We start from the raw sequence: 16455 nt of genomic DNA, 5'->3' as shown, positions 1-16455 counted from the left end.
ACCGTCGGCGTCATGGGTACCGATCAGGATCGTGCGCGGGTGCGGCGACGGCTCGCCTCGGCTGCCGTGCTGCCGCCGTCGGCTCGTGTCGGGTCGAGCGGCCGCGACCACGACGACGACTCCGATAACGCTGTGGGGGAGGCGCACCCACGCGCCTGGGCTCCCGAGTGGCTGGCCGAGGCAACCGAGGCGGACGATTTCTCCGCCGAACCGGGCCCCGAACGTCCGTCTCCGCGCTGGCCCGGCGCCCGGCTGAGTCCCGGTCGTCGTGGTGCCGCGGCGCTCGTCGTCGTCGCGCTGGTGGCGGCGGGAATCGCGGCGGTGACGGTGTGGCGGGACAGGCCCACCGCACAGGTGGTTCCGCCGCTGCCTGCCGTGGAGGTCCGGGACGTCGGGGCCGGAGACACCGAAGTTGCCGAGAGCGTCTCCTCACAGGCGGCGCCGCCCGCACCCCCGGAACCGGCTGCCCAGGTGGTGGTGAGTGTCGTGGGCCTGGTCAATCAGGCGGGTCTGGTGCTGCTGCCACCGGGGTCGAGGATCGCCGACGCGCTCGCCGCGGCCGGCGGCCCGCGACCCGGCGCGGATGTGTTGGGGCTCAACATGGCCGAGCGTGTCGACGACGGCGACCAGATACTGGTGGGGGTCGCCCCGGCTGAGGGCGCGCCGGTCACGGTCGGCAGCGCCCGCGTGAGCTCGGGGGCGAGCGCGGCGGCGGCCACACCCGGCGCGACCGCGAAGGCCGTCGGCAAGGTCAACCTGAACACCGCCGGGGAGGCGGAGCTGGACGCGCTGCCGGGGGTGGGCCCGGTCACCGCCGCCGCGATCGTGGCGTGGCGCCAGACCAACGGCAAGTTCACCGACATCGCGCAACTGGGGGAGGTGGACGGCATCGGTCCGGCGCGGCTGGCGAAGCTGCGCGAACTGGTGGTGCTGTGACGGAGCGGGAGCACCAGCTCGATCTCAGACTGGTTCCGGCCGCGCTCGTGAGTTGGGGTGTCATGCTCCTGGGACTGCACGCCGGGTGGCGCTGCGCGGTGGTGGCGGCGGTGGTCCTCGCGTGCGTCGGGACGGTGCTGGCCGTTCCGATTCTCGTGCGCCGTCGGACCGGCGCCGACGCGCGCGGATCGCGGTGGGCGATGATCGCGGCGGGTCTCCTGGCGGCCACGCTGATCGGATCCGGGTTTGCGGTGGCGATCGCGGTGCGCACCCACGCCGTGGAAGCCCATCCTCTCGCGGTGCGCGCGGCAGCGGGTGGTTCGGCAACCCTGTCCGTGATCGTCGACGACGATCCGAAGCCGCTGCGGAGCGCAGGGTTCGGGGGCGGGCGTCAGCTGATGATCCGGGCGTCGTTGCGCGCGGTCACCGACCGCGGAACGGAGATCCGCGCGGGCGGCGCGGTTCTGGTGTTCGCGGAGGGGCCCGAATGGGCTGCCCTGCTTCCCGGACAGCGGCTCACACTGCGGGGCCGTCTCGACACACCGCAGCGCAGTGACCTCACCGTCGCCGTGGTGCGGGCCACCGGTCCGCCGTCCGGCGTCGGCCCACCGCCCGTGATCCAGCGCTGGGCGGGGGCGATCCGTGATCGGCTGGCGACGGCGACCGCCGAGGCACTCCCGGCGGATCAGGCCGGGTTGTTGCCCGGACTCGTCGTCGGCGATGTCTCCGCGCTGCCGCAGGAGGTGAAGGACGAGTTCACCGCGGCCGGGCTCTCGCACCTGACGGCCGTGTCCGGCGCGAACATTTCGATCGTCCTCGGTGCAGTCCTGTTGGTGGTGCGGGGGATCGGGGTTGGCCCGCGCGCCGGGGCGCTGTTGGCGGGCGTGGCGCTGGCTGCCTTCGTCGTGGTCGCCCGGCCCTCCCCGAGTGTGCTGCGCGCCGCGGCGATGGGCTGTATCGCACTGTTGGCGTTGACGACCGGACGGCGGAAGCAGGCGATCCCCGCACTCGCCGGCTCGGTGATCGTGCTGCTCGCGCTGTTTCCGGCGCTCGCTGTCGATTTCGGGTTCGCGCTGTCGGTGGCCGCGACCGCCGGACTGGTGCTGGTGTCTCCGGTGTTGGTGGAACGGCTCCGGGCGCGGGGCTGGCCGCGTTGGCTCGCCGAGACGTGGGCGGTCGCGGTGGCGGCGTTCGTCGTGACCGCACCGCTCGTGGCCGCGATGTCGGGCACGGTGAGCGTGGTGTCGATCGTCGCGAACGTCCTCGTCGCGCCGGTGGTCGCACCGATCACGATCGTCGGGGCGGTGACGGCGATCCTGGCGTCCGTGTGGCTCCCGGCGGCCGCCCTCGTCGTCCGGATCGCGGGCCCGCCGCTGTGGTGGCTCCTCGAGGCGGCGGACCGGGCCGCGGCGGTGCCGGGAGGGACGGTGGTCGTCGCCGGTGGGCTGACCGGAGCGGTGATCGTGTCGGTCGGCGTCGTGCTGGCGGGGTTGGCGATGCGGTACCGATCCTCGCGCCGCATGCTGCTGGCGCTCGGCATCGGTGTCGCGACGATATGGGTACCGACGCGGCTGTACTCGCCGGGATGGCCCGCGGCCGGTTGGCGGTTCGTCGCGTGCGACGTCGGTCAGGGCGACGGTCTGGTCCTGGCGGCGGGCGACGGTCGGGCCGTCGTCGTCGATGCGGGACCCGAGCCGCGGGCAATGGACCAGTGCCTGCGCCGTCTCGGTGTGGACGAGATCGCGCTCGTGATCATCACCCACCTACACGCCGACCATTACGGCGGACTCGACGGCGTCCTCGGCGACCGGGCAGTCGGCGCGGTGGCGATCGGTCCGGCCGACCTTCCCCGGGGCGGCTTCCGCTTCGTGTCGGCCGCCGCCTCACGGGCCGGAGCCGGGCTGCTGCGGCTCGAACCGGGGCGCGAACTGACGGTGGCCGACCTGCGGATGACGGTGCTGGGTCCTCTGGTCCCGACGCCGCGTGACCCCGCGGCCGCCGACGACGCCGCCAACGACGGCTCGCTGGTGATCATGGCCGAGACTCCCGCCGGCCGCATCCTGCTGACCGGCGACGTGGAGGAGTCCGGCCAGCGGGCGTTGCTGCGCTCGGGGGTGTCGCTGCGCGCGGACGTCCTGAAGTTGCCGCACCACGGATCCCGCACCACCGCACCGGAATTCCTCACCGCGGTCCGGCCCCGGGTCGCGGTCGTGAGCGTGGGCGCCGACAACCTGTTCGGGCATCCCAATCCCGGCATCGTCGCGAAGGTCGGCGCACTCGGCGCGGTGACGATGCGAACCGACCGCGACGGCGACGTCGCGGTGGTTCGGTCCGGGTCCGGGGCACTTGCGGTGGTGGGGCGCTCTCATGGCACCATCGTCCGGTGAGCACCTCTACGCGGCCCGAATCGCTCCACCTCGTTCTCGGTGACGAGGAGTTGTTGGTCGAGCGGGCGGTCGCCTCGGTCATCGCCGCCGTCCGCGCCGCGGCCGGTTCGGCGGCGGAGGACGTTCCGGTCTCGCGGTTGCGCGCGGGGGACACCAGTGCTCCGGAGTTGGCGGAACTGCTCAGCCCCTCCCTGTTCGCGGAGGATCGGGTGCTCGTGCTCGAGGCCGCGGCCGAGGCCGGCAAGGACGCGGTGGCCCTCGTGCAGGACGCGGCCGCGGACCTCCCCGAGGGCGTGGTGCTGATCGTGCTCCACTCCGGCGCCGGCCGGGCGAAGGCGATGGCAGGTGTGCTCCAGAAGTCGGGTGCCACCGTGCACCAGTGCGCCAAGCTCAAGCCCGGTGAGCGGGTGGAATTCGTCCGGGGAGAGTTCCGTGCCGCGGGTGTGCGAGTCTCGCCCGAGGTAATCGAGTTGGTCGTCGAATCCGTGGGATCGGACCTGCGTGAACTGGCCGCCGCGTGTTCGCAGCTGGTGGCCGATACCGGTGGCAAGATCGACGCCGTCGCGGTCCAGCGGTACTACTCCGGCAAGGCAGAGGTGTCGGGCTTCGATGTCGCCGACAAGGCGGTGGCCGGCGATCGGCGTGGCGCCATGGAGGCCCTACGGTGGGCCATGCATCGCGGTGTCCCGCACGTCCTCCTCGCCGATGCCCTCGCTGACGCGGTCCACACCATCGCGCGGGTCGGCTCGGCTGGCCGAGGCGACCCGTTCCGGATGGCGTCGGAGCTGGGAATGCCGCCGTGGAAGATCAAGAAAGCGCAGGGACAGGCGCGCGGATGGGACCCGGCATCGATCGGTGAGGCGCTGCAGGTTGTCGCCAAGCTCAATGCCGACGTGAAGGGCCAGGCCGCCGACGCCGACTTCGCCGTCGAGTGGGCGGTCCAGCGGGTCGTGGCGCTCCACGGCGGCCGCTGACGGGCGCCGACCGGCCGGATTCGGGCGGGGTCGGGGTCGTGTCCCGGCCGGATCCGTCTCCCGCCAGTCCGAGTACTTCCACACCGCCTCGTCCGCGCACGGAAAAGAGCCCCCGATCGATGATCGGGGGCTTTTTTCTACAGAGCTTGCGACGGCGGAACCGTCAGAAACTTGTCAGAGAGAGTTGGCGACCTGCGCAAGCGCCGACTTCTTGTTGGCAGCCTGGTTGGCGTGAATGACGCCCTTGCTGGCTGCCTTGTCGAGCTTGCGGCTGGTGGCGACGAGGAGCTCGTTGGCCTTGTCCTTGTCACCGGCTGCCGCGGCCTCGCGGAAGGAACGGATCGCCGTACGCAGCGAGGACTTGACCGACTGGTTGCGGAGTCGGTTGCGCTCGTTGGTGCGGATCCGCTTCACCTGGGACTTGATGTTGGCCACGCGTAAAATCCTGTCGTCTTTGCTGGTTACTGTCGAAAAGCTCTGAGCGCAAGGGTGCGCCGACCGACGACACTACCAGCATCGGCACGGCGATCTCAAACCGACGATCGTCCGGTTCGCGTTTTCGTGGCGGAACCGGCGCTCCCGCATACCGATTCGGACTCGGGCCTATCCGAAATCCCGGGAAACCGACCTTCTTGTACGTAAAGTCCGATCGACAACGCAGGCAACGCGGTTCGAGAGGTGGGTGTATGTCGACAGCCAAGGATATTGCGGACGAGGGGTCGAATTCCGGCCTGAAGAAGTACCGGGCTGAGGGCACGGCACAGGAGATTGCGGAGAAGGAGCCGATCTCCGATCTGAAGAAGTACCTGGCCGAGGGCGTAGGGACCTTCGTGCTCGTCTTCTCCGCAATCGGTACTGCAGTTTTCGCGGGGGCCAAGGTCGGTCAGCTCGGTATCGCGCTTGCGTTCGGTCTGACGCTGATGTTCCTCGTCTACTCGATCGGCCCGATCTCGGGATGCCACGTGAACCCCGCGGTGACGTTGGGCCACTTCATCCTCGGCCGCATCTCCGCAGCCAAGGCCGGCCTGTACGCGCTCGCGCAGGTGATCGGTGGTCTTTTCGCCGGGTTGGCGGTGTATGCGATCGCGCAGAGCCTGCCGACCTACGACCGAAAGACCGACGGACTCGCCGCGAACGGCTGGGGCATCCACAGTCCGTCGGCGGAGAGCGGACCGCTGGGCAAGCTCATCGAGCCCGGCTACGGCATCGGTGCGGCGATGACGATCGAGATCCTGCTGACGGCACTGCTCGTGTTCGTCGTCCTCGCCTCGACCGATCAGCTTTCGGATGTGCCCCTCGCGGGTGTTTCCATCGGCTTCACCCTCGCGGTGATCCACCTCATCTCGATCCCGATCGACAACACGTCCGTAAACCCGGCCCGCAGCTTCGCGGTTGCTCCGTTCCAGGACGGTGCAATGGGTCAGGTGTGGTTGTTCATCGTCTTCCCGCTGATCGGCGGCGCGCTCGGTGCAGTCATCTATCGCGCGCTGTTCGGTCGATTCGATCGTCTCAACGACTGACCGCAATAAGTGACGGAAGGGTTCGCCGCACGGGATGCGGCGGACCCTTCCTTTCGTTTGTTCGAGAACTCAGCTCCAGCTGTAGTCCGATCGCAGGCGCGCGGCGATCGCCTCGAAGCGGGGGCGATCGAGAATGGCGCCCTCGCGACGGATGCCCGCCTCCGGGACGTCCAGGACGCGATCGAGGCGAACCCAGCTGGGGCGGTGCTCCGAATCCCACGTGCCGGTGCCCAGGGCCAACCAGTTGCGGTCGTCGTCCCGCTCGCGGTTCGACGACAGCATCAACCCCAGCAATGTGTGGCCGTCCCGCCCGACGACGAGGACTGGACGGTCCTTGCCCTGACGCGGGTCCTCTTCGTAAGCGACCCACGTCCAGACGACCTCGCCCGGATCGGCCTGCCCGTCGAGGCTGGGGGAGTATTCGATCCGGCGGGCGCGGTGCGCGGTGGGCGCCGAAGAGTGTGCGACGGGGCGGCCGGGCTTGACCCCCGGGTGTCCGGATCCACTGATCGCCTCGGTCGCGCGTTTGACGGTCCCGGAGTTCTGTAATTGCTTCAGCAGCTTCGGGCCCTGCGCGACGGCGAAGTCTCCCAGCTTTCTGCCGATGCTGCCCCACGTGCTCGCCATGGTGCCCGAGCTTAGTTGTGTCCGGTGCCGCCGACCGTGCACCGAGAAATCGGCGTTGCGTGTGATTGGACCATCCTTGCGCCGTGACAGTGGCCCGCCAACGGGCCGGTGCCAGTCCCGGTAAGGGGTCCAGAAATCAGCAGCTTCGCCGACAAGACGTTCACGGATCCCGCGAAGATCCGGAACTCCTGCATCATCGCGCACATCGTGCACGGCGAGTCCCACCACCTGGGCTGATCGCATTACTGCAGGTCAAGCTGTTTTATAGGTTCGGTTGAGTCGGCTGAACCTGCCCGCTTTCGGCGCTGGTGTGGGACCAGTGAAGATGGGCCGGTTCTTCGGATTCCAGGAGGCCTCAGCCCTCACTCCGTGCGTCCACACCGATGAGCGCGTCGTCGAGCCCGCCCAGGGCGTCTATGGCGGCAAGCAGGGCATGCTCGTCCTGACCACGCAGCGCCTGTTCTTCTTCGACAAGTCGCTCCTCGGCGCGCAGGTTGAAGAGTTCGAGTTCTCAGCCATCGGGTCACTGGGTCACGCGAAGAAGATGGGCGGCGAGGTCATCAGCATCTCGATTTCGGGCCGTTCGGCAGAGATCAAGCAGGTTGCGCACGGCCGCGCTGAGACGTTCATCCAGGCGTTCAGGAAGGTGAAGGCCGATGCGTCGGCTCCGTCAGCTCCCGCCCCGATCGTGATGCAGGCCGCCGCGGCGCCGGATATTGCCGACCAGATCAAGAAGCTCGCGGAGCTGCCGGATATGGGCGTGCTCGGTGAGGACGAGTTCGCGACGAAGAAGGCGGAGCTGCTGGCTCGGATGTGATTGTCGGACCCGGCGCGTAGGTTGCGCGATGTGGACGGAGGGTTCCTGTGTGTTTGTCAATCGCAGGATCCTTCGAACATCGCAGTGGGTCAAAGCCTGGTGTCGGCCAGCGAGGGAAGCGCTGGCCGACACCACCTTGGCCTTTCGGTCAGACCATCGTCGGTTAGTAGGATGTTCCGATGCTCACTCTCGACGCCCGGACAGTAGTTTTCGACATCGACGGCACACTCTGCTTTGACGGCCGGACGATTGATGACCGAATCCTGGCGGCAATCGAGGAATGCGAACGAGCCGAATACCATCCAGTTTTCGCGTCAGCGCGCCCCATCCGCGACCTCCTGCCTGTCCTTGACGGCGCCTTTGCGTCCGCGACGCTGATCGGCGGGAATGGAAGTCTCGTGTCAGTCGGCGGACAGGTACAGGCCCGCGCCGCATTTGACGCTGCCGTGCTGCAGGAGCTGATGGACGCCGTCGAACATTTCGACGCAACGTATCTCGCGGACGGGCCCTGGGATTACGCCTACACCGGCGCGCATGACCATCCGATCCGTGGACGGGTCGATCAAGGCAATCTCGCGCAGATGGTCGGATTTGCCGACTTGCCTGAGGTGGTGAAGTTCCTGGTTCTCGGGGCGAACGACATGCCGGCACTCGCGGCGGCCGGTCGAGCTCTGGGACTGACGGTCAACCACCACCTTGAGGAAGGGATCATCGACTTCGCGCCGGGGTCCACCACTAAGTGGGAGGCCCTGGAGTCGTTGGGGCACACGAACTACGTCGCGTTCGGCAATGACCTCAATGACTTCGACCTGCTGAAGAACGCGGAGCGGGCAGTACGGGTCGGATCGCACGCGAGTCTCGACACCGTCGCGCATGTCACTGTCAGCGCAGATCCGGCGGCCGTGGCTGCTGAAATCTCGCTGCTCGCTACTGCGCTCTAGGAGACGCGGGGCATCACGAGCTGCCACTCGAAGTCGTCCCGCATTGTTCGCCAGAGTCGTTTCGCGACTTGCCGTTTGAGGCAGCGCATTGCTTCGCGTGAGGTCTTGCCTCGGCCATCTTCCGCTGGTGGTAGGCGTAGCCGTCGCTGCTGGGTGTCCTGGCCTGGGTGACGGCGACGATATGGATGGCCGAGTTGAGCATTCGGTCGCCACTGCGGGATGGCCGGTGCCGTTGTTTGTCGGCGCTGGCGATCTCGACGGGCGCGGTGCCGGTGTAGTTCGCGAACGCGGCTTCGTTCGCGAACCGCATCGGGTTGCCGGTGCGAGCGAGGATTCGGGCGGCAGTCACTGTTCCGACGCCTGGGATCTTCGGCAGCGTGGTGCCGCAGGCGGCGAGTTCGGTCTTGATCCGGTTGGTGAGGTCGTCGATCTGAAAGCGGAGTCGGCGGAGGTCGCCGATGATGTCGAGGGCGATGTTCTTTCTCATCGCATCCGCCCCACTGTCCGGACCGAAGGCTTTCAGCTGCTGGGCGGCGGCTTCGGTGTCGAACTCGCGTTCCAGACCACCTGGGAACAGCTCCCGCAGCAGGGCATGGAGCTGGTTGACGAGCCTGCCGTTCTGTTTGACCAGGTCGATCCGCCGTTCGTCGAGGATCCGCAGCACGTCGGTGTGGCCTTCCGGGGCGACCGGCCGGAAGTCGCCCTGCGAGAACGCGACACACGCCGCCGCTGCAGCGTCGATGCGGTCGTTCTTCCGCCGGCCGCCACGGGACAGTTCGCGCACCCGTGCGGTCGCGGTCGACGGGATGTCGACGACAGCCTCGCCTCGGCTGATCATCCATTGAGTGAGGTGGTGACCGAGTCCGGACGCGTTCTCCACCGCCCAGATCCTGTCCGGCCACTGCTTGGACCAGGTCATCAGCTGGGCATAGTCGTCGAATGACGACCGGATCCGGAGTGATCCGAGATCCCTGTTGGTCGCCGAGTCGACGGCGGTTGCGGTGTGGGTGGACTTGTGCGGGTCGATTCCGATCACGATCACCGTGGGTGTGCCTCCGTGTGCTGGTGGACGGGGGGTATCCGCTGTCGGCATTTCGGCTTCCGGCCACCACCAAGTAGTGACGTTCCTGTGTCGAGCCAGGCAGCGAACGGAGACCGCGGGGAGGCAGAACCCTCTGAGAGCCAACTCTCCGGCCGGTCGAGTGGCAGGAAGCCTCCGGGCCACCCCCACGGTCTCCTACGGCACGCTACGAACCCGTCAGTTCGAACACCCGCCGCCACGCCATACAAGCCGGAAGCCGGCGGCAGCCGTCCCGGGCGCCTCACCCCCCTTTGAGTGGGGCGCCCAGCCATACCTTCGGGAGGCTGTCAATTTGCCGATTTCACCTATACCCTCCCCACACCACAACGTGACACAGCCAGCACAAGCGGCTAGTTTTTCGGCATCCGGCAGAATTTGCCGTACAGCCACTATCACTTGAAGGAGTTAGCTATGGGTTCGTTCTCCGAGTTCACGCTGGTCGAAAACATTGCCGGCATTGTCAGCTGGGCTTTCGGAGGTCTCGTTATCCTCGGCATCGCCGGTGCACTGAGCGCCGCTAGCTGACTGGCACGCGAAACCGTTCCTGTGAACGCAGAAATGGCCCCCACTCCTCGGGTGAGGGTGGGGGCCATTGTCATGCCAGTGGTTCGAGTGCATCGACGGCTTCCTGTTCCGCCATCCGGCGTTCGGTGAAGGCGACGTGTTCGAGCGCCATTTTCTGTGCGAATCGTTGCAGGTGCACAGCGCAGGTGTCGGGATCGTGTCCACTGAGGCTGTAGCAGGCGACTCGGTATGCGCGGGGCATGTGTTCGTCGGGTAGTTCGAAGGTGATTTGCATGGTGCTCCTATGGCTGGGTTGCGATGACGATGTCGGTGCCGCCGATCTTCACGACCAGTTCGCGTGGGTCGACTTCGCGCCAGATCCAATGGCCGTGCCATTCTGGCCGCCAGACGTTGCGGCATTCCGCCCAAGAGCCACGCCGAACCCGCCACTGGCGGTGGTGCTGAAGCCGAAAGCGGTGTCGTAGGTTCCGGTCGCTTTTGCCGTATATCCGACAGCAGTGGCATTGTCTGCCGCCTGAGCAGAGCAGCCGACTGCTGCCGCGGTGGCTCCCGCAGATGAGTTGAGTCGAATCGCGACAGAGCCGTTCCCTATGACGGGAACAGTCACCGTTGCCCCGGATCCAATCACCACATGGCCCGTTCCTGACGGGGACGTCATTGCCGCGTTGCGTCCGATCGCGATCGAGCCATCACCTGTCGCGGTAGTCCCTGTCGGCGGATTGCCACGGTTGCCGTTCACCACCACGCCCGGCGCACCCGACGCCACAGCCTGCCACGACCCAGACCCATCCGCCGCCGACGCCGTCCACACCCGACCCGCAACAGCGCCAGACGTGAACTTCACAGACCACACAGACACCGTCCCCGTAAACGTCGGAGACTCCTTCGGAGCCAAAGCAGCAGCCTGCGGGCCAGACACCGGCTTGTCGGCATCCTTGGTGTTGTCGACCTGGCCGAGGCCAACATCCGTCTTCGACACCACCGGAAGCTGCGCCTGCAGAACCTTCACATCAGGCCCAAGATCCGCCTTCTCCGTCAACGCGTCATCGTGCGCCGGGACTGCGGTCTGCCTGACGGGAAGAGCTTCCACGACCTCCGGCACTTCTTCGCGTCGACGCTGATTTTCGCGGGTGCGTCGGTCCCGATGGTGGCTCAGTATTTAGGACATAAGTCGCCAGCTGTCACACTGGACGTCTATGCGCACCTGTGGCCGGGAGATGATGAACGGGCACGGGACGCGGTGGATATGGTTCTGGTGCGGGACCAGTGCGGGACAGGCAACCGGACCGGGTCGATGTAGGTGCGCGAGTGAGACGAGGGAATAGGGCTTGACCAGCAACTTCGCAGAGAAAACATTCACGGATCCCGCGAAGATCCGGAACTTCTGCATCATCGCGCACATCGACCACGGCAAGTCGACGCTGGCGGACCGGATGCTGCAGCTGACCGGGGTCGTCGAGGAGCGCGCGATGCGCGCCCAGTACCTGGACCGCATGGATATCGAGCGTGAGCGCGGCATCACGATCAAGGCGCAGAACGTGCGGCTGCCATGGACGGTCGAGAACGAGGACGGCACGACCGAAGAGATCGTCCTGCACCTCATCGACACGCCGGGCCACGTCGACTTCACCTACGAGGTCTCTCGCGCGCTCGAGGCGTGTGAGGGTGCGGTGCTGCTCGTCGATGCCGCCCAGGGCATCGAGGCGCAGACTCTGGCCAACCTATACCTGGCGATGGAGAAGGACCTCACCATCATCCCGGTGCTCAACAAGATCGACCTGCCGGCCGCCGATCCCGACCGGTACGCCGCGGAGATCGCGCACATCGTCGGCTGTGAACCCGAGGACGTGCTGCGGGTCTCCGGCAAGACCGGTGTCGGTGTGAAGGAACTGCTCGACGAGGTCGTCAAGCAGGTGCCCGCCCCGGTCGGCGACGCGGACGGTCCGGCGCGCGCGATGATCTTCGACTCCGTGTACGACGCGTACCGCGGCGTCGTCACCTACGTGCGTGTGGTGGACGGCAAGATCCGTCCCCGCGAGAAGATCACGATGATGTCGACCGGCACCACGCACGAGCTGCTCGAGGTGGGAATCATCTCGCCCGAGCCCAAGGCCACCGTCGGCCTCGGCGTCGGGGAGGTCGGCTATTTGATCACCGGTGTGAAGGACGTGCGGCAGTCGAGGGTCGGCGACACGGTCACCACCTTCCGTAACGGCGCGTCCGAGCCGTTGACCGGTTACCGCGACCCCAAGCCGATGGTCTACTCGGGCCTGTACCCGATGGACGGTTCCGACTACCCGGTGCTGCGTGACGCGCTCGACAAGCTGCGGCTCAACGACGCGGCGCTCGCCTACGAGCCGGAAACCTCGGTGGCCCTCGGTTTCGGCTTCCGTTGTGGGTTCCTCGGCCTGCTGCACATGGAGATCACCCGGGACCGACTCGAGCGCGAGTTCGGCCTCGACCTCATCTCCACCGCGCCGAACGTGGTCTACCGAGTCGTAATGGAGGACGGCGCCGAGCACGAGGTGACCAACCCGTCGTACTGGCCGGAGGGCAAGGTGCGCGAGGTGTACGAGCCGATGGCCAAGTGCACCGTGATCGCGCCGAGCGAGTACACCGGCGCGATCATGGAGCTGTGTCAGTCCCGACGCGGTGAGCTCGGTGGCATGGACTACCTCTCGGAGACCCGCGTCGAGCTGCGCTACACGCTGCCGATGGGCGAGATCATGTTCGACTTCTTCGACGCCCTCAAGTCGCGGACCAAGGGCTACGCGAGCCTCGACTACGAGGAGTCGGGTGAGCAGCAGGCGGCGCTGGTGAAGGTGGACATCCTGCTGCAGGGCGAGACCGTCGACGCGTTCAGCGCGATCGTGCACAAGGACGCCGCGTTCGCCTACGGCAACAAGATGACCACCAAGCTGCGCGAGCTGATCCCGCGTCAGCAGTTCGAGGTGCCGATCCAGGCCGCGATCGGCTCGAAGATCATTGCGCGCGAGAACATTCGCGCGATCCGCAAGGACGTGCTCGCGAAGTGCTACGGCGGCGACATCAGCCGTAAGCGCAAGCTGCTCGAGAAGCAGAAGGAGGGCAAGAAGCGGATGAAGACCATCGGTCGCGTCGAGGTCCCGCAGGAAGCCTTCGTCGCGGCGCTGTCGAACGAGTCGGTGGCGGACAAGCCCAAGGGCAAGTAGGAGGGGACGCGATGATCGGCACCTGGTTGACCCGTGAGCTCGGGCTGGAGGTGCCGATCTTCGGTGCCCCGATGGGCGGACGGGCCGGCGGCGAACTGGCCGGTCAGGTCACTCGGGCGGGCGGGCTGGGGCTGCTCGGTGCGGCGCGCTATTCGACGCCGGAGTGGATCGCGGCGGAGTCGGCGGTCGCCCGCGAGATCGGTGGCGGGCCACTCGGCATCGGCCTCATGACGTGGTCGCTCGACGCCGACGACTCGCTGCTCGAGGCGGCGCTCGCCGAGAAGCCGCGTGTCGTGTCGCTGTCGTTCGGTGATCCGGCACCCTACGTCGACCGGGTGCACGCAGCCGGCGCATTGGCGGTCTCGCAGGTCAACACCGTCGAGGATCTCCGTGTGGTGGAGCGGGCGGGCGTCGACCTCGTGATCGCGCAGGGCGGCGAGGCCGGCGGGCACACCGGACGGATCGGTACGCTGCCGCTGCTGCAGGAGGTACTCGACGCCACGAGCCTGCCCGTACTCGCGGCCGGCGGCATCGGCACCGGCCGCGGCCTGGCGGCGGTGATCGCCGCAGGTGCGGTGGGCGCGATGATCGGCACCGCTCTGCTCGCGAGCCCCGAGACGATCGGCCCGGAGTATGCGCGGAGGAAGCTGATCGAGGCCGGCAGCGCCGACACCGTCTACACGTCGATCTTCGACCAGGCCCGCGATCAGCCGTGGCCGGCCCGCTGGGGTGGTCGCGCGCTGTCCAACGACTACACCGCGAAGTGGCACGCTAAGGGTGCGGACAACGAAACCCTCGCCGCCGCTTACGATCCGGCGGACAGCAATCAGGGTGTTGTGTACGCGGGGGAGGCGGCCGGGCTCGTGACGTCGGAACGACCGGCGGGCGATGTGGTGCGCGCGATCGCGGCCGACGCGGAGAGTCTGCTCCGCCGGACGTTCTGAGTCGGCGCAACTACTCCGGGCGGTGGCAGACCGCCTCGACGTTGTTGCCGTCGGGATCGCGCACGAACGCGCCGTAGTAGTCCGGGTGGTACTCCGGCCAGATACGCGGCTTGTGCAGCACCTCCGCCCCGGACTCGACCGCCGCGGCGAAGAACGCGTCGACCGCGGCGCGAGACTCGGCCACGAACGCGATGTGCGACTCGCGGAACCCGGCGTCGGCGGGTACCCGCGGGCTGATCCAGAAGTCCGGATGCGGCGGGACGCCGTACCCGATGACGGGTCCGTACTCCTTGATTCGAACACCGCCGAGCGGAGCGAGCACCGCGTCGTAGAAGGCCGCACCGACTGCAGGGTCGGCACATTGGATTCCGAGGTGATCCAGCATGCGTCGATCGTCACACAGGCCACCGACATTCGCGGCCGTTCCGCAACGATCACGAAGGGCCGTGCGCGGGCTGGAACGTCCCGGTGTGGCCGGTTTCCTCGGCGCGGATGACGTGGACGACGGCATTGATGAGGGCCAGGTGGGTGAACGCCTGCGGGAAGTTGCCCAGGTGTCGGCCACTCTTGGGGTCGATCTCCTCGCCGTAGAGCTTGAGCGGGCTCGCGAACGAAAGCAGCCGTTCACACAGGTCCCTGGCCCGCTGCACCTCCCCGATCTCGACGAGCGCGGACACGAGCAGGAACGAGCAGATCGTGAACGTGCCCTCCTTGCCGGACAGGCCGTCGTCGGTGGACTCGACGCGGTAGCGGAGCACGAGTCCGTCCTCGGTGAGTTCGTCCGCGATCGCCAGGACCGTCGCCCGGATCCGGGGGTCGTCGGCGGGCAGGAACCGCAGCAGTGGTGCCAGCAGCAGTGAGGCGTCGAGGGACGGGTGCCCGTAGCGCTGCGTGAATACCCCGCGTTCGTCGACGCCGTGCTCGAGGATGTCGGCCTTGACTTCGTCGGCGATCTCGGACCACTGCGCCGCGTAGGCCTTCTCGCCGTGCAGGTTGGCGAGCTTGACGCCGCGGTCGAGCGCCACCCAGCACATGATCTTCGACGATGTGAAGTGCTGCGGCTCGCCGCGCACCTCCCAGATCCCGCGGTCCGGCTCACGCCAGTGTTCGATGACCTCCTGGACCTGCCGCTCGAGCAGCGGCCACAACGTCTCGGGGACCTGGTCGCGGGACCGGACGTGCAGGTACACCGAGTCGAGCAGGGTTCCCCAGATGTCGTGCTGGTTCTGGTTGTAGGCGTCGTTGCCGACCCGCACCGGCAGGGCCCCGTCGTATCCCTTCAGGTGACTGAGCTCCTCTTCGACGAGGGTGTGCTCGCCGCCGACGCCGTACATCACCTGCAGTGGGGCCGGATCGCCGTCGTCCGACTGCGCAGCGTCGAAGATGAACGAGAAGAAGTCGTTGGCTTCACGATCGAGCCCGAGGGTGTAGAGGCCCCAGAGCGCGAACGTCGAATCCCGCACCCATGCGTACCGGTAGTCCCAGTTACGTTCGCCACCGGGGGTTTCCGGCAGTGACGTGGTGGGTGCGGCGAGCAGGGCGCCGGTCGGTGCGTAGGTCAGGCCCTTGAGAGTCAGTGCGCTGCTCTGCAGGTGGCTCCGCCACGGATGGTCGGGGAAACGCCCGATCGTCACCCATTGTCTCCAGCACTCGGTGGTCTGCCACATCTTGTCGGCGGCTTCCTCGAAGGTCTGCGGGGCCGTCGGCTCCGACCACGACAAGGCCACGAACGCGTTGTCGCCCTCCACCATGCGGGTGCGCGCGCGGGCCTCGCGCCCCTCGAGTCCGAGCCGCAGATTCGACGTCAGCCGCAGCGTCGGCTGCTCGCCCGGGGAGGCGGTGCGGCACGTGGCGGTGGCCTCCTCGTACACGTTTCCGGTGTACTCCCAGTGCGCCGGGGCGCGGTGGTAGTCGAACGCCGGCTCACAACTCATCTCCAACTCGACGGTGCCGCTCACGCACTTGACGGTCCGCAACAGGATGTGTTCGGCGTCCCAGTCCGACGGTGTCCGACGGCGCGTGGGGGAGCGCTGTTCGTTGGCGTGCCACGGGCCCATCACGAGTGCGTCACGCACGATCAGCCAGCCGGTCTGGGTCTGCCACGTGGTCTCGAGGATCAGCCCACCCGGCAGGTAGCGCCGCGCAGACGGCACGTTCTGGCCGTACGGTCCGATCTGGAAGTGTCCGGCGCTACGGTCGAGGATCGCGCCGAACACACTGGGGGAGTCGGGGCGCGGGACGCACATCCACTCGACCGCGCCGTTGCGTGCGACGAGGCAGTTCGTCTCGCAGTCGGAGAGGAAGGCGTAGTCGTCGATCGGCGGGAAGACGCTGCGACGCCTCGGTGCGACCTCGTCGGAATCTCTGATCGGCGTGGTCACGGACTGCTCGGCCTGCGACGTCATCCCCTCATCATCGACCGTGCGTCGGTCAGCGTCCACAGTTCGGCGGAGGTCTCCGGCAGGGTTGTTCGGGTTCTTCGGCATCGTTCCGACTGTTCGATTACGGACGG

At 67.5% G+C, this 16455-nt stretch carries 15 protein-coding genes and 1 pseudogene; 9 read left to right on the top strand and 7 right to left on the bottom strand.

Features of this window, described 5'->3' with window-relative positions:
- The first annotated feature begins 12 nt into the window (after positions 1-12).
- From HUN07_RS17270 to holA, 3 genes are read left to right on the top strand one after another with little or no spacing between them, the layout of a single operon-like run.
- The gene (locus HUN07_RS17270) at positions 13-936 is read left to right on the top strand and encodes a ComEA family DNA-binding protein (RefSeq protein ID WP_174911378.1); all 924 of its coding nucleotides are present in this window, start codon (positions 13-15) and stop codon (positions 934-936) included.
- Positions 933-3323, top strand: a complete 2391-nt coding sequence (locus HUN07_RS17265) for a ComEC/Rec2 family competence protein (protein WP_174911375.1) — start codon at positions 933-935, stop codon at positions 3321-3323. Before HUN07_RS17270 ends, HUN07_RS17265 begins: the two co-directional genes overlap by 4 nt.
- Positions 3320-4297 (top strand): DNA polymerase III subunit delta, encoded by a 978-nt coding sequence (gene holA, locus HUN07_RS17260; protein WP_174911373.1) that lies wholly within the window; start codon positions 3320-3322, stop codon positions 4295-4297. The genes HUN07_RS17265 and holA overlap by 4 nt, the downstream gene beginning before the upstream one ends.
- A 174-nt stretch (positions 4298-4471) precedes the next feature.
- Here the strand turns inward: holA and rpsT are convergent, their stop codons facing one another.
- Positions 4472-4732, bottom strand: coding sequence for a 30S ribosomal protein S20 (gene rpsT, locus HUN07_RS17255; RefSeq protein WP_114719065.1), 261 nt, complete (start codon positions 4730-4732; stop codon positions 4472-4474).
- A gap of 251 nt (positions 4733-4983) precedes the next feature.
- On the opposite strand from rpsT, the gene HUN07_RS17250 reads away from it, so the two are divergent.
- Entirely contained in the window at positions 4984-5817 is an 834-nt protein-coding gene (locus tag HUN07_RS17250; RefSeq protein WP_114719066.1) for an aquaporin, read from the top strand.
- Between the two features lie 69 nt (positions 5818-5886).
- On the opposite strand, the gene HUN07_RS17245 is transcribed toward HUN07_RS17250, so the two are convergent.
- Complete coding sequence (locus HUN07_RS17245; RefSeq protein ID WP_114719067.1) at positions 5887-6444, bottom strand: type II toxin-antitoxin system PemK/MazF family toxin; 558 nt, start codon at positions 6442-6444, stop codon at positions 5887-5889.
- 325 nt (positions 6445-6769) lie between these two features.
- Between HUN07_RS17245 and HUN07_RS17240 the strand changes: the two genes are divergently transcribed.
- Together HUN07_RS17240 and HUN07_RS17235 are read left to right on the top strand one after the other, a co-directional pair.
- Positions 6770-7261: a PH domain-containing protein gene (locus HUN07_RS17240; RefSeq protein WP_174911370.1), complete on the top strand. Its 492-nt coding sequence runs from the start codon at positions 6770-6772 to the stop codon at positions 7259-7261.
- Positions 7262-7440: 179 nt separating this feature from the next.
- Positions 7441-8202, top strand: coding sequence for an HAD-IIB family hydrolase (locus HUN07_RS17235; protein ID WP_174911367.1), 762 nt, complete (start codon positions 7441-7443; stop codon positions 8200-8202).
- Here the strand turns inward: HUN07_RS17235 and HUN07_RS17230 are convergent.
- The 3 genes and pseudogenes from HUN07_RS17230 to HUN07_RS26660 form a co-directional block, all read right to left on the bottom strand.
- Positions 8199-9244, bottom strand: a pseudogene (locus HUN07_RS17230) (IS110 family transposase). The gene HUN07_RS17235 and the pseudogene HUN07_RS17230 overlap by 4 nt on opposite strands.
- Before the next feature lie 634 nt (positions 9245-9878).
- Entirely contained in the window at positions 9879-10082 is a 204-nt protein-coding gene (locus HUN07_RS17225) for a hypothetical protein (RefSeq protein ID WP_174911364.1), read from the bottom strand.
- A gap of 48 nt (positions 10083-10130) precedes the next feature.
- Positions 10131-10847: a hypothetical protein gene (locus tag HUN07_RS26660; RefSeq protein ID WP_217487139.1), complete on the bottom strand. Its 717-nt coding sequence runs from the start codon at positions 10845-10847 to the stop codon at positions 10131-10133.
- A 9-nt stretch (positions 10848-10856) separates the two neighbouring features.
- On the opposite strand from HUN07_RS26660, the gene HUN07_RS27520 reads away from it, so the two are divergent.
- Genes HUN07_RS27520 through HUN07_RS17210 form a run of 3 tightly spaced genes read left to right on the top strand, consistent with a single transcriptional unit; the run spans position 10857 to position 13943 of the window.
- Positions 10857-11108: a tyrosine-type recombinase/integrase gene (locus HUN07_RS27520; RefSeq protein ID WP_217487138.1), complete on the top strand. Its 252-nt coding sequence runs from the start codon at positions 10857-10859 to the stop codon at positions 11106-11108.
- A gap of 28 nt (positions 11109-11136) precedes the next feature.
- Entirely contained in the window at positions 11137-12999 is a 1863-nt protein-coding gene (gene lepA, locus HUN07_RS17215) for a translation elongation factor 4 (protein ID WP_114719071.1), read from the top strand.
- Positions 13000-13010: 11 nt separating this feature from the next.
- The gene (locus HUN07_RS17210; RefSeq protein ID WP_114719072.1) at positions 13011-13943 is read left to right on the top strand and encodes an NAD(P)H-dependent flavin oxidoreductase; all 933 of its coding nucleotides are present in this window, start codon (positions 13011-13013) and stop codon (positions 13941-13943) included.
- Between the two features lie 10 nt (positions 13944-13953).
- Here the strand turns inward: HUN07_RS17210 and HUN07_RS17205 are convergent, their stop codons facing one another.
- Together HUN07_RS17205 and HUN07_RS17200 are read right to left on the bottom strand one after the other, a co-directional pair.
- Positions 13954-14328 (bottom strand): VOC family protein, encoded by a 375-nt coding sequence (locus HUN07_RS17205; RefSeq protein WP_174911361.1) that lies wholly within the window; start codon positions 14326-14328, stop codon positions 13954-13956.
- A 49-nt stretch (positions 14329-14377) separates the two neighbouring features.
- Positions 14378-16348, bottom strand: coding sequence for a glycoside hydrolase family 15 protein (locus HUN07_RS17200; RefSeq protein ID WP_174911359.1), 1971 nt, complete (start codon positions 16346-16348; stop codon positions 14378-14380).
- Between the last annotated feature and the right edge of the window lie 107 nt (positions 16349-16455).

Source organism: Rhodococcus sp. W8901 (genome assembly GCF_013348805.1).
Classification (GTDB): domain Bacteria; phylum Actinomycetota; class Actinomycetes; order Mycobacteriales; family Mycobacteriaceae; genus Prescottella.
The sequence above is the reverse complement of the archived record's forward strand: the minus strand, read 5'-3'. Positions and strand labels throughout refer to the sequence as shown.

Coding starts and splice junctions, on each gene's coding strand:
- HUN07_RS17210 (WP_114719072.1), top strand. CDS start 13,011: ATGATCGGCACCTGGTTGACCCGTGAGCTCGGGCTGGAGGTGCCGATC.
- HUN07_RS17200 (WP_174911359.1), bottom strand. CDS start 16,348: ATGACGTCGCAGGCCGAGCAGTCCGTGACCACGCCGATCAGAGATTCC.
- HUN07_RS17250 (WP_114719066.1), top strand. CDS start 4,984: ATGTCGACAGCCAAGGATATTGCGGACGAGGGGTCGAATTCCGGCCTG.
- HUN07_RS17240 (WP_174911370.1), top strand. CDS start 6,770: ATGGGCCGGTTCTTCGGATTCCAGGAGGCCTCAGCCCTCACTCCGTGC.
- HUN07_RS17270 (WP_174911378.1), top strand. CDS start 13: ATGGGTACCGATCAGGATCGTGCGCGGGTGCGGCGACGGCTCGCCTCG.
- HUN07_RS17245 (WP_114719067.1), bottom strand. CDS start 6,444: ATGGCGAGCACGTGGGGCAGCATCGGCAGAAAGCTGGGAGACTTCGCC.
- HUN07_RS17235 (WP_174911367.1), top strand. CDS start 7,441: ATGCTCACTCTCGACGCCCGGACAGTAGTTTTCGACATCGACGGCACA.
- HUN07_RS17205 (WP_174911361.1), bottom strand. CDS start 14,328: ATGCTGGATCACCTCGGAATCCAATGTGCCGACCCTGCAGTCGGTGCG.
- HUN07_RS17225 (WP_174911364.1), bottom strand. CDS start 10,082: ATGCAAATCACCTTCGAACTACCCGACGAACACATGCCCCGCGCATAC.